The following is a 17,255-nucleotide window of genomic DNA, read 5'->3' on the forward strand; positions in this document are numbered from 1 at the left end:
AGAAAAATAAAAGAACTGATTTAAAAAATTAACGTTTTAATAACGCTTTTAAGTTTTGTAAATATTGCTGTGCCTGTTGCTTAGGATCAACATTTTCAGCTAATTTTTTCTTACGACCTAACCAATCCAACTCATCTTGTGGTAATTCATCTAAGAAGCGGCTTGGGGTCATTTGTTTCATTTGCCCACCATTTTTACGCTGCTCAGCCAAAGTTAAGGTCAAACCTTGTTGTGCACGGGTAATGCCTACATACATTAAACGGCGTTCTTCTTCGATCGTTTCAGCGGCAATAGAGTTCTTATGTGGCAGAAGCTCTTCCTCTAAGCCCATAATATAAACAAATGGAAATTCCAGACCTTTAGATGCATGTAATGTCAGCAGGTTGACCTTATCAGTGTCTTCATCTTCCTGTTGTTGCTCAAGCATATCCAGCAACACCATTTTACGAATCACACTTTCAATGTTCTTTTCATCTACATCTTCAGCACGATTGATTAAGCTTTGAATACTGGTATAGAGCATCTCCACATTATCAATCTTGGTTTTTTCTTGTGCAGGCGTTGCAGCCGTTTCACGTAAATAATCGATATAGCCTGCATCATTCATCATTTGACGAATTTTAGGAACAGGTTCATCGTCATCTAACAATTCACGAGTGAAATCATTGATAAAGCCAGCAAACTCAGCCAATTGTGTGGTGGCCTTTTTCGGCATCACCATAGTTAAGCGTTGATCACTTGCCGCAGCCAACAGTGATAAATGATTTTCTTGGGCAAAAAGACCTAACTTCTCAAGTGTTACTGGGCCAATTGCACGTTTAGGCGTATTGATAATACGAAGGAAAGCACTGTCATCTTCAGGGTTAATGATGATGCGTAAGTAGCTCATCACATCTTTAATTTCTGCACGACCAAAGAAAGATTGACCACCAGAGAGCTTGTATGGAATCTGCATTTGACGTAGCTGAGTTTCCAATACACGTGCTTGGAAATTTCCGCGATACAACACCGCATAATCTTTCCAGTTTTTACCATTCATCAATTTATGCGTGAGCAGGTCTTTTACCACACGTTCAGATTCATCATCATCATTACGACAGGTGATGATTCTAATGACTTCACCATGACCTTTATCACTCCACAACTTTTTATCAAAGATATGTGGATTATTTTCAATGACATGGTTCGCGGCTTTTAAAATACGACTGGTAGAACGGTAATTTTGCTCCAGTTTAATCACTTTTAAATTGCGGAAATCTTCTTTTAGCAATGCCATATTTTCAGGCTTTGCGCCACGCCATGCATAAATGGATTGGTCATCATCACCTACAGCGGTGAACTGCCCCATCACACCGACCAATAATTTTACCAAAATATATTGCGCGGTATTGGTATCTTGATACTCATCCACGAGTAGATAGCGAACCCGGTTTTGCCAACGATCACGAACTTCTGCATTGTCTTGTAAGAGACGTGTTGGCATCACGATCAGATCATCAAAATCTACAGCGTTATAAGCACGTAAATTTCGTTCATATAATTGATACAAGTGGGCAAACTGCACATCTTCTGGTGTTTCACAAGTCGTATGTGCTTGCTCAGGCACAATCAAATCATTTTTCCAATCAGAAATTTTCTTCATGGCTTTAGCAATCAATTCTTTGCTTTCAGCACCCGATAAATTATCACGATGCATCAAGTCCATAAGAATACGCTTACAGTCATCTGCATCAAGGATTGAGAAATTATTTTTAAGTGGGGTATTTTTCAGCTCAATTCGTAATAAATTTAAACCAAAGGTATGGAAGGTCGAAACTGAAAGCCCTTTCCCTTCTTCTTTACCTAACAACTTACCCACACGTTCTTTCATTTCACGTGCAGCTTTATTGGTAAAGGTCATTGCGGTAATTCGATGCGCAGGAATCCCACACTGCTGGACCAAATACGCAATTTTTCTTGTAATTACTGAGGTTTTACCTGAACCCGCCCCTGCAAGTACTAACAAGGGTCCTTGAGTATATTTCATGGCTTCAAGTTGCTTGTCATTCAGTTGACTTGCTTTCGACATTGTTCATCCTCTAAAAACTTCGAGCTCGATTATAGTCATCTAAAGTAGAGTTGCAAAATGCTTAATTTGAATTTTTCCAATATAAAAACCAGATAAAAATCATTTCAGTTAAATTCTGCTTTAGTTTCAAACCTTCTTATTTCAATACTCTATTTTGTTATGAGTTGTTGTTATTCAGTTGACTGGTGATCAAGTGGCGAAAGCTTAACCAAAAGCTATCACCCAAAGCCATCATAACGGATAACTCATTGCAGCAAGAAGAAAGACTGTCACCGCATCGACTTTAGTTATAATGATAAAAAACCTTAACCTCATGCCTAAACAAATTGATAAGATTTAAGCAAAAATTTGGAAAATAAAAAAAGGAATCATAGCGAACCATGACTCCTTTTCAATGCTTTCAACTCAATGCCTTCAACCAAAAAATACGTTACTTTTATTGCGATTTCTTGGTTTGTTGCATATTAGTTTGCCGCATAAATGCTGATTTCTACACGACGGTTCTGTTCACGACCCGCTGCAGTTGAGTTATCTGCGATTGGGTTTTGTGAACCATAACCTTGAGTATCAATACGGCTTTGCACGCCTTTACCTTTAAGGTAGTTTGCAACTGAGTACGCACGGTTTTGAGACAATGGAATATTGATTGAATCATTACCTGTATTATCGGTATAACCCGTTACAAGAATTACACTCTTGTTGTCTTCCATTAAAGTTTGTGCAACTTTATTTAAAGTACCGTAGAAGTTCGGTTTAATTGATGACTTGTTGGTATCAAATGTAATACTACCTGGCATAACTAAAGCAACAGAACCATCTGGATTACGGTTAACTTCTACACCAGTACCCTGCATTTGTTGGCGTAATTTCTTTTCTTTATTGTCTAAATAAAGACCAGTACCCGCACCTAAAAGCGCACCAATTGCTGCTGCACGATTGTTTTGTGCAGATGAGTTTGCATTACCACGAGACAAACCATAGCCCGCTGCTGCACCGATCAAACCACCAATAGCAGATTTGTCGTACTCCATACCACCGATGTTATTACCAGTTGATTGACAGCCAGAAAGTACTAAAGCCCCTGCTGTAAGTGTTGTAATTAATAGTGCACGCATTGCATGCCTCCAAGTTGTGTTTTTTGTTAACTTAATTTTGGTATAAAAAACAAAGTGCCACTATAGGCATTTTGTTAACAATCACGTATTTTTTTACATTTTGTAATATTTACAATGAAATTTACAAAAGTGATCATCATAATTTATACATAGTCATTAAATGTGTCTTTTTAAATTGCATTGTAACGATTATATTTAAGGGCTGTGGACAATTCGTCTATGTTTGCGATTATGTATATTTCTGGGTGATACGAGGCAACAAATACGAAATTTATTCATTCTAAATAATGATAAACATGGTTTCCAATGTCGCAACGTAGCAGTAAAAAATATCTAGTCGCTTGAACTGGCACTCACAATAAATCATTAGGACTGTTCTATGTCATCTCAACAGCAGAAGCAACCTATTTTAAAAAAAATTACGAAAGGTTTAACCGTTGGCTCAGTGATTACTGGCAGTACTTTTTTTCACGGCCCACCTGTTTTAGCTTTAGGCTTGACCAAATTATTTAAAAAGTCAAAAAAGGTGGATGAAACCAATATCAATATCACCAATAGTTGGTTAAGTGTCAATAATTGGTTGATTGATCATGTTCTTCCCGAAACACAATGGGACATTACCGTTGATGAAAACTTGGATTTAAATATGCAAGGTCGTTATTTAATGACCTGTAACCACCAAAGTTGGGTCGATACCACAGTAAACCAGTATTTTGGTCTAACCCGTATGCCACTCACCCGTTTTTTCACCAAATGGGAACTTATCTTTATACCGTTTGTCGGGCAAGCATTTAAAATTCTTGGCTTTCCGATGATGAAACGCCATACCAAAGAGCAAATTGCAAAGAATCCTGAACTGAAAACACGTGATATGGAAGAAGCACGTAAAGCCTGTGAACAGTTATTAAGCCAGCCTTTCACATTGCTCAATTATCTTGAAGGAACACGCTTTACCCCAGAAAAACATGCTCAACAACAATCCCCTTTTACCAATTTACTTAAAGCTAAGGCAGGTGGACTCGCACTCGCTTTAAATATCTTAGGTGATAAGATTGACGCACTGGTGGACATGACCATTGTTTATCCAGATGGTGCACCCGGTTATGGAGAATTTTGGTTAGGTGAAGTACCACGAATTGTGGTCAATATGCGTAAAATTGAGATTCCTGAATGGGTATTGGGTGGCAATTATGAAGATGATGCAGAATATCGCGAACGCTTTCAAAACTGGGTTGATGATTTATGGACTGAAAAAGATCAACTGATTAGCACCATAAAACAAAAATATAACCACTAACGTTCAATTGAAGAAAAAACCACAGAATAGGATGGATATGACAGAGCAAGTTCCACCACTCGAAAACAGTACAGAAACGAAAAACGATATGTCACGAGGATGGTGGATCGCTTTTGGTTATGACATCTTTATGATGTTTATCATCGTCTTCAATCTATTCTGTTTATGTGCCAACGCTTTTTTAATGAGTAATTTTGGTGACTGGCTTTTCAATGAAATTCATTTACCACAAGTTTTACAGTATTACAAAACAGATCTGCATCCATGGGTGATTAAAACGGAAAGCTGGTTTATCACCTTTTTGATTGTTGAATTAGGCATTCGCTGGCTCATCGCAATTATCAACAAACACCATGCGCGTTGGTTTTTCTTTCCATTTATTCATTGGTACGAAATTTTAGCGATTATTCCTTATTTACGTTTTTTACGTTTAATTCGCGTCGGTATTATTGCTTATCATTTTCATGAGTTAGGTTATAAGGTTATTCCCGATAACATTCTAAAACGTGTGCTGTTTTATTATCGAGTGCTGATGGAAGAATTATCTGATCGTGTTGTGATTACAGTCATTGATGGAATTAAACAAGAATTAGACACCAGCTCAAGTCATAAAAAAATCATTCATGATTTAATTGATCATCATAGAGAGCGTTTTGCACAAACTTTAGCTGAAGTCTTACAAGAGTCTTTGGCCACTGAACTAAAAGCACAAAGTCATGTGATTAGCCATAATGTCGGACAGATTGTACGTCAAGCGATTGAGGACACCCCACAATTGACCCAGTTATTGCGCATGATCCCAATTGCAGGCAGTATGATTGAAAATCAGATTCAAAATATTGGACAACAGTTAGGTGAGAACATTACCCAAGGATTGGTTGAACCTTTTACAGAAGGCAATCTACATAATCCAAACGCGACCTATCAACTGATCTCAACCAAATTAAGCCAGTTAAATATTGAAAATCAGAAGCTTGAAGAACTGGTTGAATCTGTGGTCTATGAAAGTTTAGAATCGTTAAGGAAACAAGTGAAAGTAAAACAATGGCAGCTTGAATTAGAAAAAAATGATCAAGTAAAAGATTAAGTGATTCAAAGAATAAGCAATTCATTGAAAATATTTGTATCTTTGCTAGAGAAATCATTCAATATGTTCTAGCATTTGCCCTATTTCACAATTTTTGACGCTTAGATAGAAAATTTAGGTCACACGCCTTTTAAGGAATAATTATGGCTGATATACGGATTACAGGCAGAATGGTTAATTTTACCCGATTAACCTTCGATACTAATGATCATGATGCCATCCGCCAGCAATTAACTTCAATGATGAGTGAAACCTCTTATCAAGGGGCTTTAGTCATTATTGATAGCACAGTTGAACAAGAGCTTATTGCCCTGATTCAACTCATTATCAGTCTAGATTTACAGCCTATGGCTGTGATTGATGGTTTATTGGGTGATCAAGCACGTGCAATTCAATTTCCAGTCTTGCCTGCCGATCGTCCATTGCAACGGATTAAACCGACGAAAGAGCAAGTGGTTGAAACACCAGTAAAAGCTCCAACTGTGGCGACCCCAAATGCAAGCGTTGATACACCTAAAACATTGAGTCATATAACCTCATACCATGATGAAATTTTAAGAACTGGTCAATGCCTAGTTCAAGATCATGGGGACATCATACTGAATGCTGGTATTAACAGTGGTTCGGAAGTGATTGCTTCAGGAAATATACATATCTATGGCAGTGTTCGTGGTAGAGTCATTGCAGGCGCAGGTGGTAACACCATTGCAAGAATTTTTTGTCATTCACTAGAAGCCGAATTGGTTTCTATTGCAGGAACATATTGTGTGGCAGATGACATTCCTCAAGATGTCATTAAAAAGGCTGTACATATTTACTTGAATGACCAGCAAGAGCTAGTGTTTGAAGCTTTGCAATTTTAAGGTATAAATTAACACCATATAAAACTCGTTTAATCGGGTAAAATGACCATAACAGGAGTGGATTCGGTGGCCAAAATTGTTGTCGTTACATCAGGCAAAGGTGGCGTAGGTAAAACTACGACGAGTGCATCTTTTGCAACAGGATTAGCCCTACGTGGTCATAAAACTGTTGTGATTGATTTCGATGTGGGTTTGCGTAATTTAGATTTGATCATGGGCTGTGAACGCCGCGTGGTGTATGATTTTGTTAATGTCATCAATAACGAAGCACGCTTACAACAAGCATTGATTCGTGATAAAGATATTGAAAATCTATATATTTTACCTGCATCACAAACCCGTGATAAAGATGCGTTGAGCGATGATGGTGTTGCTCGTGTAATCGATGAGCTTTCGCAAGAGTTCGATTATATTATTTGTGACTCACCTGCGGGGATTGAGCGTGGCGCGATTTTAGCCATGTATCATGCAGATGAAGCAATTATTGTAACAAACCCAGAAATCTCTTCTGTTCGAGATTCAGACCGTATTATCGGTATGCTCGACAGTAAGACGAAAAAAGTAGAAAACAACGAAGGGCGTGTTCGTAAGCATTTATGTATTACGCGTTTTAACCCTGAGCGTGCCGATAAACAAGAAATGTTGACCATTGATGATATCTCAAAAGATATCTTACGTGTACCAACTTTAGGCGTCATTCCAGAGTGCCCTAGCGTGCTTCAGGCATCGAATGAAGGTAAACCTGTCATTCTTTATCAAGAAGCATCTGCTGGGCAAGCATATGATGATTTAGTTGCGCGTTTCTTGGGTGAGGAACGTCCTTATCGACATATTACAGTGAAACCTAAGGGTTGGTTAGCACGGTTATTTGGAGCGTAGAAATGGCAGGATTTTGGAGTAAACTTTTTAGCAATGATGACAAACCATCTAGCGCCCAAACTGCTAAAGACCGCTTAAAAGTTATTGTTGCTTCTGAAAACGGTTTGGGCAAACGTTTAAGCCAAGACAAGATTGACCAAATGAAGAAAGAAATCATGCAAGTGGTTAATCGTTATGTCCGTGGTGTGGATGAACAGCATATTCAAATGCAAGTTCGTTCTGAAGCCAACATTGAAATGTTGGAAATGAATATCAATTTACCTGAAGAACGATAATTTCATTATTGATTAGTCAAGTGAATTGATTCAGGGCAAAATATAAGGCAGAGTCAAAAAGCATTGCTTTTACTCATGCAATATATTTTGCCCTTTTTATTTTAGATTTTTTTCAGCTAAATATTGTATTTATCCTTATTAAACAAAAGCTCAATAAGGTTTATATAATGCTGCAAATCAATCATTTGATTTAGAATTATTTTATTTTGAGGAGATGCTGTTATGGCACTTTCACAGCCAGCAACGTTCAATGAAGAATGGTCAGACGAGCGTGTATTTGCCTACTTAGATCAACTTCCTCCTGAAGGTACCAATACAGATTTTCATGTACTTTATCACGCATTTAAACATATGCGCCCGTTTGACTATGAACGTTTGTTGACCAAATTTGTTGCTGATGGTCGAGACATCAATGCAACCAATCCTGAAGGTCAACGTATTCATGATGTGATCGCAGAATATCCGCGTCAAAAAGAAGGTTTCTTAGACGTATTGGCAAAGTTTGCTTAACGACTAAATACGCGAATAACACGATACAACTCAATATTGTTAATCAATAAATGCCTGATGAATTTCATTGGGCATTTTTATTTTATATAGCCCTCTTTTTCTCAATGTATATCTCAAAACTCTCAAACGTATCCTCATCACTATTGAATACAATGATTTAAATACTTATACACATCAACATGAATAAATAAACTTTTATAGAGTCACACTATTTCATTCAGTCTTTAACCATATTTTAATTTCACCCAATCTTGATTTACTTCAAATAGCAGTATGCTTACTTTTATAATTATTATTCAATATCCCCCCTATTTACCAGCTAAAGTGTACATCTTGTTGGTTGATATCATTTAAAGCTAGCAATCTCAAACCCTACAATTGCTTATCTTCTGCCATAAAAAAACCCAGCTTACGCTGGGTTTTTCGAATCAAATCAGTGCTTAGTGAGCAGCGAATTGGTTCATTGTGTTTTTAGCATCGTCATGCGCTTTAAGTGCATTGTCACCAGAGAAGATTTCTTTGTGATCATCACCGATGTCAGAACCCGCCATTGCTTGGTGTTTAACACAAGCGATACCACCACGGATTTCTTTACGTTGTACGCCAGCAACATAAGCCAACATACCTTCAGTACCGAAGTAACCTTGTGCAAGCTCATGAGTAGAAAGCGCAGCAGTATGGTAAGTCGGAAGTGTAATCAAGTGATGGAATACACCAGCCTCACGAGAAGCATCTGCTTGGAATGTACGGATTTTCGAGTCAGCATCAGCAGCCAATTCAGAAGCATCGTACTCAGCGCTCATTAATTTAGCACGGTCATAAGCAGAAACGTCTTTACCTTCAGCAACCCAACGATCGTAAGCTTGTTGACGGAAGTTTAAAGTCCAGTTGAATGATGGGCTGTTGTTATAAACAAGCTTCGCATTTGGAACTGTTTCACGTACACGGTTAACCATGTGTGCAATTTCTTCAACGTTTGGAGTCGCAGTTTCGATCCAAAGAAGATCTGCACCGTTTTGTAAGCTAGACACACAGTCAAGTACAACACGGTCAATTTGAGTACCTTCACGGAACTGATATAAGCCAGAAGCTAAACGCTTAGGACGGTGTAATTTACCATCACGTTTAATTAAGATTTCATCTTCTTGAGCATCAGCAATATCAATTTCAGTCGTGTCTAAGTAGCTGATATATTGAGAAGCAATATCACCTGGCTCTTTAACCACTGGGATTTTTTGAGTCAAGTCAGCGCCTTCAGAGTCAGTACGCGCAACGATGATACCGTCATCAAGACCCATTTCTAAGAATGCATAACGTAATGCATGGATTTTAGAGATAAAGTCTTCATGTGGAACTGTTACTTTACCAGCTTGGTGACCACATTGTTTAGCATCAGATACTTGGTTTTCGATTTGTAGTGCACAAGCACCAGCTTCAATCATCTTACGTGCAAGTAAATAAGTCGCTTCTTCGTTACCGAAACCAGCATCGATATCCGCAATAATTGGCACAACGTGAGTTTGGAAACCGTCGATTTGAGCAGTGATTTCAGCAGCTTTAGCAGTATCACCAGCTTCGTTTGCTTTTTTAAGCGCACGGAATAAATCGTTAAGTTCTTTCGCATCAGCTTGACGTAAGAATGTATAGATTTCAGCGATTAAAGCAGGTACAGAAGTTTTTTCGTGCATAGATTGGTCAGGAAGTGGACCGAATTCTGAACGAAGTGCAGCAACCATCCAACCAGAAAGGTAGATATAACGTTTGCTTGTAGTACCGAAATATTTTTTGTTCGCAATCATTTTTTGTTGCGCAATAAAACCATGCCAGCAACCTAAAGATTGAGTGTATTTGCTAGAATCAGCATCATATTCAGCCATATCACGACGCATGATCGCAGCTGTATATTTAGCGATATCTAAACCAGTTTTGAATTGGTTTTGCAGTTGCATACGCGCAGCATCTTCTGGGCTAATATCGCGCCATGTGCTTCCGAATTTTGCTTTTAATTCACGGATTGCATCAATCGCTGTTTGGTATGTAGTCATGATATGTTCCTGTAATAATATTAGGATTTCATCAATCGAAGAGCTAAATCCACTCGGTATTTGTTTGTTCAGATTTAGAACACTTCGTTGTTATGGTCTTAGCTTAGATTGACTCCTCAAATTAATCCAATATTCTGAGTTAATTTTCAGTATTTATTTAAAAAATATGTAGATCAAAGTCGTATTATAATTATATTAAAAACCAATAAACCTTTAATTTATAGAATTTTATTTAAATAGCGACCGCCCATGTTTTGCTTAAATATAAGGCAATTTATTCATTTTATCACTATTAGACTTAAGTCTGAGCTTGTAACAAAAAAACCAGAACTGGTTTTTTTTGATATAAAAATACCCTGAATGATCAATAATTATACAAAGCATAATAATCTAATTCATTCATCGATAAATGGTGTTACTGCTCAAAAATCTGCTGGTCTTGAGGTATAATGAGTAGATTAAGATTTATTCAAGCATGCATCTCTATTCAAAACTAAGACAATAAATCTTGATCCTCCTACAACAATAAATCGCCTGCTGTTTTTTTATCTACTTTTTACACAAAAGCATTTCCTTATGGCATAATCCCCTGTGATTTCTAAATTTTATTTTCGGTATTTTTTTTATGAATCTGGAGCGGGTCGATCTCAACCTCTTAATTTACCTTGACGTTCTTTTACGTGAAAAAAATGTGACTCGTGCTGCTGAACAGCTTGGTGTTACCCAACCCGCAATGAGTAATATTTTACGTCGTCTTCGTAATTTATTTAATGACCCTCTTTTAATTCGTTCTTCTGAAGGTATGACACCAACAGAACGTGCTTTAGAATTACAACCCCGCATCCGTGACGCACTGTCTGATTTATCAATGATTTTGGAACCTCGTACTGAGTTCCGACCTTATACTTCAAACCGTGTATTCCGTATTATGACCTCTGATTATGCCGAAGCGACACTTGTTCCTCGTCTAGTCAAAGCGTTGCGCTCAGAAGCACCGAATGTTGTACTCGACTTTTTAACACCAAGTGACGTGTCATATCGTGACATGGAACAAGGTAAAGTTGATTTAGCCATCAACCGTTTTAATGAAATCCCACAAAGTTTTCACCAAGTTTTAGTGTGGCGTGATAGTTTCTCTTGCTTACTCAATAACAAACATCCCGCTTCGAGTAATTTAAATCTTAAAAGTTATTTAGATGCACAACATATCTGGGTATCTAAAACAGGTATGGGTGTTGGATTTGGTGTGAATCCTGAGAAACAAGCAGGATTAGGTTGGATCGATCAAGCTTTAGAGCGAATTGGTCAAAAGCGTAAAATTTCAGTCTTTACCCGTCATTATCAAATGCCAGCATTGTTGGCTTCAAATGTTGATTTGATTGCGACGTTACCAACCCGTATCGCACGTTTGCAGGCCAAAAGCCAAAATTTACTCATTAAAGATCCGCCTTTTTACATTCCTGAGTTTGAATTAAAAATGGCATGGTGTCCTTTACTTCATCATCACCCTGCACATCGATGGTTACGCCAATTGATTCTTTATGTTGCACGTCAAATGATTGAAGAAGAAAATCGTGAATTTATGCAAAATAATTCGCATTTTTCTCAATATTAATAGGAATTTTCTTAAATTCTTATCATTTCAAGCTTATACTAATTCCAGATCGGTAGTGTGTTACTCACTACCACCCCCTTTTATGTGTTAAAAATATCTCATAATAATGATGATCCATAGGTGGATTCGTGAGCCTGTTCCAGAATATCCTAATCATCGCTGTCCTCATCGCAGGAGCTGGTTTTTTATCTTTAACTGAAATCGCCCTTGCAGGTGCGCGTAAAGTTAAACTCAAAATTCTTGCCGAATCTGGCGATGAGCGAGCACAAAAAGTCTTAGACTTACAGCAAAACTCTGCCGATTTCTTTGCCGCATCCCAAATCGGTTTAAATGCTGTTGCTATTCTTGGCGGTATTTTAGGTGAAGGTGCCTTTCGCCCTTATTTTCTTGAATTTGTCTCGCGTTTCTATGTTGGAAATTGGACAGAAACCATTAGCTTTGTCCTCTCATTTACTTTAGTCACTTCACTGTTTATTCTTTTTGCCGATTTAATGCCAAAACGTATGGCAATGATTGCACCAGAAAAAATTGCGGTTTCAGTCATTAATCCCATCCAGATCTTTATCGTGGTCTGTAAACCCTTAGCATGGTTTATCAATGCGGTGGCTAATTTGTTGTTCCGCTTGTTTAAAGTCAATACAACACGTGAAGACAACATTACCTTTGATGATATTTCAGCGGTAATGGATGCTGGTGCTCAGGCAGGTGTTTTACAAAAGCAAGAACATCACTTTATTGAAAATGTATTTGAGCTTGAAGAACGTAATGTTCCATCCAGTATGACCCCACGTGAAAATGTGGTGTTTTTTACGTTAAAAGAACCAGAAGAAAGTATCCGCCAAAAGCTAGCTGAATACCCTTATTCAAAGTTCCTGGTTTGTAACGAAACCATTGATCAAGTGATTGGCTATGTAGATGCCAAAGATATTTTGGTGCGTATTCTGAATAACCAGAAAATTAATCAATTACATGAATCAACTATTCGTACAGTATTAACCATTCCTGACTCATTGACCCTTTCTGAACTTCTTGACCGCTTCCGCTCAAGCAAAGAAAAATTTGCGGTGGTATTTAATGAATATGCACTTGTGGTTGGTGTTATTACCCTGTCAGATATCATGATCACAGTGATGGGCGACTGGGTTACACCAATGGATGAAGAGCTACAAATCATTAAACGGGATAACAACTCATGGTTGATTGATGGGAGTACCCCAATTGAAGACATGAAGCATGCTTTAGCCATTGATGAGATGCCAGATGAAGAGAACTACGAAACACTGGCAGGCTTTATGATGTATCAGTTAAGAAAAATTCCTAAACCAGCTGACACAGTGATTTTTGGTGGTTATAAATTTGAAGTGGTCGATGTTGATCATTTTAAAATTGACCAGCTACTTGTCACACGATTACTTGAAAAAGCAGAACCATCAACATCAGAAGATTCTTCACAATAAGTTTCTTTTGCGTATTTAAAGCTTAGCAATTACCTTGCTAAGCTTTTTTTATGAAAAGTGGTGCTTCAATATCGAGAGATTCACAAGGTCATTGATTAGATTATGGGCTTTTGATTTATAAATTTTAAAAATATGAAAATTAACATGACCACAACTTATAAAATAAAAAAAATAATAAATTTAAAAATCAATAATTTAAATTTTATAACCATTTTGGTGCAAAAATAATATTCATTTTTAAATATCTGTTTTGAATACTCTATTTATTTAAAAAATAGTACTGAATTCAGTATTTCTACAAGGATATTTTAATTTAATCAAATAACTATTAGCATGCTTCTGCTTAAAAAACTAAAAGACTTCTGTTAAAAAAGTCTCATTCAAGGATCGAACTATGCTAACCGTATTAGGTTTGGGCATGATTTTGTGCTTTATGTACTTAATCATGTCTAGACGAATGACTGCACTTGCAGCACTCACACTTATTCCAATTTTATTTGCATTAATCGCTTACGGTCTTAGCTTCTATTTCGATAGCCTTGGGCATTTAGAAATCAAACAGCTCGGTGAAATGATGCTTGATGGTGTGAAAAAACTTGCACCAACAGGCGTAATGCTACTTTTTGCAATTCTCTATTTTGCCATCATGATTGACACGGGATTGTTTGATCCTTCTGTAAAATTTATCTTAAAGCTGGTCAAAGGTGATCCACTTAAAGTCGTAATTGGTACCATTACTCTGACACTCATCGTCTCTCTTGATGGTGATGGTTCAACCACCTACATGATTTGTGTGGCAGCGATGCTCCCACTCTATAAAAAATTAGGTATGAGTCCGTTGATCATGGCATGTTTAATGATGCTGGCAAGCGGAATCATGAACCTTACCCCGTGGGGTGGACCAACGGCACGTGCTGCAAGTGCGCTGCATGTAGAGGCAAGTGAAATCTTTGTGCCTATGGTTTTACCAATGCTGGCTGCTATTCTTTGGCTCTACTTTGTCGGTTTTATGTATGGCCGTATGGAACGTAAACGCTTAGGTATTATTGAACTTGATGTTAGTCATGGTGATGACATTCAAATTTCAAGTAACCCAGAAGCAAATCGTGCACATTTAAGATGGTTCAATGGTTTATTAACCGTTGTACTGATGATCTGTTTGGTGAAAGGGGTGTTGCCTTTACCGATCTTATTTATGATCGCGCTTTGTATTGCATTGGTGGTGAACTATAAAGATGTCGATATGCAAAAATCTTTGGTTGCTCATCATGCAGGTAGTGCCTTAAACGTTGTGGGTATTATTTTTGCTGCAGGGATTTTTACTGGGATTCTTTCAGGGACAGGCATGGTTGATGCGATGTCTAAAGAATTGGTGGCGATTATTCCACAAAGTATGGGGCCTTTCTTAGCGCCAATTACTGCTGTGATTAGTATGCCTTTGACTTTCTTTATGTCGAATGATGCTTTCTACTACGGGGTGTTACCGATTCTTTCAGAAGCGGCGAGTCATTATGGTATTACACCTGTAGAAATGGCGCGTGCTTCAATTGTCGGCCAACCTGTGCACTTACTGTCACCATTGGTTCCTTCTACCTATTTATTATGTGGATTGGCTGGTATCGAATTTGGACAGCATCAAAAGTTCACCATTAAATGGGCGATTCTGACCTGTTTGGTAATGCTGGTTGCAGCCATGCTACTCGGTGTATTCCCACTCTATTCAACACTACACTAATAGACAAAAGCCGATATTTATATCGGCTTTTTTTTCATCTTAAATAGTTTATTTTCATCATCTATTTAAAACAATGATTTATTCAGAATCAAATCCAATTAAGGATGAATCAAGACATCGAGCAATGCTTGATAATGAATTGAAATGTCATCTTCTAAAATTTTATAGGCACTATCGAACTGCACCATTGGCCAGCCTTCTTTCCAGAAAGGGAAAATATTATGCAGGTCACGCGTCACGGTTGCATCTTCACGAATAATCGCTTGAGCAACTTGCGATAGCACTTGAGCGGTTTCTGCACCATCAATGGCTAAATAATCGATACCTTTAGCTTTTAAAATACGAACACGATCTTTCTTATAACGAATTTTCTTGGCTTGCGCTTCATTTAAATTTAAAGCCAAAGTCACTGCTTCAACAAGTTTGTCTTCAAAGCTTTGATGTAAAGCAACTAATGCCTGTTTATGTGCTTCTTGACGCCCTGCTTTTCCACCATCACGAATGATTTTTTGTGCTTCAACATTCAGTTCATCCGATTTCATCGACTGAAGAATGTCTAAAATTTCAATATCACTTAATGAAGCAGAAGAATCTGTCATGGGAGTCCTAAAACAAAAATAAATAGAAACTCTATTTTCGCACAATTTTAAAATTAAGTCAGAGATAATCTTACTCTACTACGATGTATCTCTACCTGATCAAATAACAATAAAGGATGATATTTCAATGTCTGTTTTAGCCCTACTCGCTGGTACCAGTTTTTATTCCGCCTTGTATCTCATCTATTTTTATTTTGCTCAACAACCACGACCTCTGTTCCTTGTGCTGGCAGTGATTTTATTCGTATTTGCTTACCAAATTACTCCTGCGGTTTATCAAAAGGAACGACAAACTTTTAACCGCACCTTGAATCATGGAAATTGGCTGACCTTGCCGCTTTACACATGCTGGCAATTGTTTATCTTGCCTATACGCTTACTACTGTCCAAATTTTTTGATTAAGACCATTCGATAAAATGTTATCAATAAGTATAGACTGACAATTTTTTTCTTTCTTAATTGAGATTTTTTTGCTATTGATTTGATATGCCAATAAAAAGTGAAACCGTATGAAAGCTGTTGCTTATAAAAAACCATTCGCAATTTCAGAAACCAATGTTTTTTCCGAAATCGAAATCGAACAGCCAGTTGCAACAGGTCATGACTTACTGATTGAGGTTAAAGCCATTTCAATCAATCCAGTCGATGTCAAAATGCGACAGCGTACTTCGCCTGACAATGATACTTGGAAAATTTTGGGTCATGATGCGGTTGGGATCGTGAAAGCAATCGGAGAAAAAGTTCAGAATTTTAAAGTGGGTGATGAAGTTTTTTATGCAGGTTCAAACCAAAGACAAGGCTCTTATGCTGAATACCAATTGGTCGATGAACGTATCGTTGGACTAAAACCTAAATCATTAAGTGATGCTGAAGCCGCAGCCTTGCCTTTAACGTCACTCACAGCATATGAAATGTTATTTGACCGTTTAAAAATCCAAGACACCAAAGTTGAAAAACCTGTGATTTTAGTCATTGGCGCTGCAGGTGGTGTAGGGTCTATTACGGTTCAATTGTTAAAAGTACTGACTGGATTTACTGTTATTGCCACAGCCTCCCGCCCAGAATCTAAAGCATGGCTGACTGAAATTGGGGCTGATCATATTGTGGATCATAGCCAACCTTTAGAACAGCAAGTCCTAGACTTAAATATTGGGCTACCCAACTATATTTTTTCAATTAATGGTACAGGGCGATATACACAAGCCATTGCCAATTTGATTGCGCCTCAAGGTCATTTTGGTTTAATTGATGATCCTGAAAACTTTATCATTAACCCGTTTAAAGTTAAGTCTGTTTCTGTTCATTGGGAATCGATGTTTACCCGCTCTACATTCCAAACCAAAGATCTCAGTCGACAAGGTGATATTTTAAATAAAGTTTCAAAATTAGTTGATGACCAAAGAATCAAAACTACTTTGGGACAAAACCTCGGTCAAATCAATGTTGAGCATATAACCCAAGCTCATACACTGATTGAGTCAGGTAAAAGCATTGGTAAGATCGTATTAGCAGGCTTTTAACCACCCGAATAAAATTTAATTTTAGAAGTCGCTTAAATTTTTATAAGAGGATTTAAACGGCCCTGTGAATACTAATCAATGTAATGAACTAAATATAAATTGAACCTTTTTGTATCATTCAATCATACATGGTGTATCTATCGCGTGGCGACATGGATGTCGCGGTTGAGCGGGGGTACAGGACGTACC

The 17,255-nt window shown here is 37.6% G+C and carries 15 protein-coding genes; 11 read left to right on the top strand and 4 right to left on the bottom strand.

Annotated features, from left to right (window positions below):
• Positions 1–28: 28 nt before the first annotated feature.
• A complete protein-coding gene (locus GJV03_RS05315; protein WP_004722749.1) occupies positions 29–2,068 on the bottom strand; it encodes a UvrD-helicase domain-containing protein in 2,040 nt (679 codons plus the stop codon).
• A 464-nt stretch (positions 2,069–2,532) separates the two neighbouring features.
• The gene (locus GJV03_RS05320) at positions 2,533–3,183 is read right to left on the bottom strand and encodes an OmpA family protein (protein WP_056514630.1); all 651 of its coding nucleotides are present in this window, start codon (positions 3,181–3,183) and stop codon (positions 2,533–2,535) included.
• A 379-nt stretch (positions 3,184–3,562) separates the two neighbouring features.
• Here GJV03_RS05320 and GJV03_RS05325 point away from each other — a divergent pair, with 379 nt between their 5' ends.
• The 6 genes from GJV03_RS05325 to GJV03_RS05350 all read left to right on the top strand — a co-directional run bounded on the left by GJV03_RS05325 (position 3,563) and on the right by GJV03_RS05350 (position 8,094).
• Complete coding sequence (locus GJV03_RS05325; protein ID WP_056514633.1) at positions 3,563–4,480, top strand: acyltransferase; 918 nt, start codon at positions 3,563–3,565, stop codon at positions 4,478–4,480.
• Positions 4,481–4,568: 88 nt separating this feature from the next.
• Positions 4,569–5,567 carry a preprotein translocase subunit SecA gene (locus tag GJV03_RS05330; protein ID WP_252720679.1) on the top strand — a complete coding sequence of 333 codons (999 nt, stop codon included), beginning with the start codon at positions 4,569–4,571 and terminating at the stop codon, positions 5,565–5,567.
• 143 nt (positions 5,568–5,710) lie between these two features.
• Entirely contained in the window at positions 5,711–6,430 is a 720-nt protein-coding gene (gene minC, locus GJV03_RS05335) for a septum site-determining protein MinC (protein WP_004722759.1), read from the top strand.
• A gap of 66 nt (positions 6,431–6,496) precedes the next feature.
• Positions 6,497–7,309: a septum site-determining protein MinD gene (gene minD, locus GJV03_RS05340; protein WP_004722761.1), complete on the top strand. Its 813-nt coding sequence runs from the start codon at positions 6,497–6,499 to the stop codon at positions 7,307–7,309.
• Between the two features lie 2 nt (positions 7,310–7,311).
• Positions 7,312–7,584, top strand: coding sequence for a cell division topological specificity factor MinE (gene minE, locus GJV03_RS05345; protein WP_004722763.1), 273 nt, complete (start codon positions 7,312–7,314; stop codon positions 7,582–7,584).
• Between the two features lie 222 nt (positions 7,585–7,806).
• Positions 7,807–8,094: a PA4642 family protein gene (locus GJV03_RS05350; protein WP_004722766.1), complete on the top strand. Its 288-nt coding sequence runs from the start codon at positions 7,807–7,809 to the stop codon at positions 8,092–8,094.
• Positions 8,095–8,534: 440 nt separating this feature from the next.
• Here GJV03_RS05350 and GJV03_RS05355 read toward each other — a convergent pair whose 3' ends face one another.
• Complete coding sequence (locus tag GJV03_RS05355; protein ID WP_056514634.1) at positions 8,535–10,139, bottom strand: isocitrate lyase; 1,605 nt, start codon at positions 10,137–10,139, stop codon at positions 8,535–8,537.
• A gap of 625 nt (positions 10,140–10,764) precedes the next feature.
• Here GJV03_RS05355 and GJV03_RS05360 point away from each other — a divergent pair.
• The 3 genes from GJV03_RS05360 to GJV03_RS05370 all read left to right on the top strand — a co-directional run bounded on the left by GJV03_RS05360 (position 10,765) and on the right by GJV03_RS05370 (position 14,946).
• The gene (locus tag GJV03_RS05360; RefSeq protein ID WP_004722769.1) at positions 10,765–11,754 is read left to right on the top strand and encodes a LysR family transcriptional regulator; all 990 of its coding nucleotides are present in this window, start codon (positions 10,765–10,767) and stop codon (positions 11,752–11,754) included.
• Positions 11,755–11,882: 128 nt separating this feature from the next.
• Positions 11,883–13,211 (top strand): hemolysin family protein, encoded by a 1,329-nt coding sequence (locus tag GJV03_RS05365; protein WP_056514641.1) that lies wholly within the window; start codon positions 11,883–11,885, stop codon positions 13,209–13,211.
• Positions 13,212–13,605: 394 nt separating this feature from the next.
• Positions 13,606–14,946: a CitMHS family transporter gene (locus GJV03_RS05370; RefSeq protein ID WP_004722773.1), complete on the top strand. Its 1,341-nt coding sequence runs from the start codon at positions 13,606–13,608 to the stop codon at positions 14,944–14,946.
• Between the two features lie 98 nt (positions 14,947–15,044).
• Here GJV03_RS05370 and GJV03_RS05375 read toward each other — a convergent pair whose 3' ends face one another.
• Positions 15,045–15,545 carry a hypothetical protein gene (locus GJV03_RS05375; protein ID WP_004819381.1) on the bottom strand — a complete coding sequence of 167 codons (501 nt, stop codon included), beginning with the start codon at positions 15,543–15,545 and terminating at the stop codon, positions 15,045–15,047.
• 127 nt (positions 15,546–15,672) lie between these two features.
• Here GJV03_RS05375 and GJV03_RS05380 point away from each other — a divergent pair, with 127 nt between their 5' ends.
• Positions 15,673–15,948: a hypothetical protein gene (locus GJV03_RS05380; RefSeq protein WP_154129636.1), complete on the top strand. Its 276-nt coding sequence runs from the start codon at positions 15,673–15,675 to the stop codon at positions 15,946–15,948.
• 107 nt (positions 15,949–16,055) lie between these two features.
• Positions 16,056–17,066, top strand: coding sequence for a zinc-binding alcohol dehydrogenase family protein (locus GJV03_RS05385; protein ID WP_154129637.1), 1,011 nt, complete (start codon positions 16,056–16,058; stop codon positions 17,064–17,066).
• Positions 17,067–17,255: the final 189 nt, after the last annotated feature.

The organism is Acinetobacter sp. RIT698, assembly GCF_009668065.1.
GTDB classification, from domain to species: Bacteria; Pseudomonadota; Gammaproteobacteria; order Pseudomonadales; family Moraxellaceae; genus Acinetobacter; species Acinetobacter guillouiae.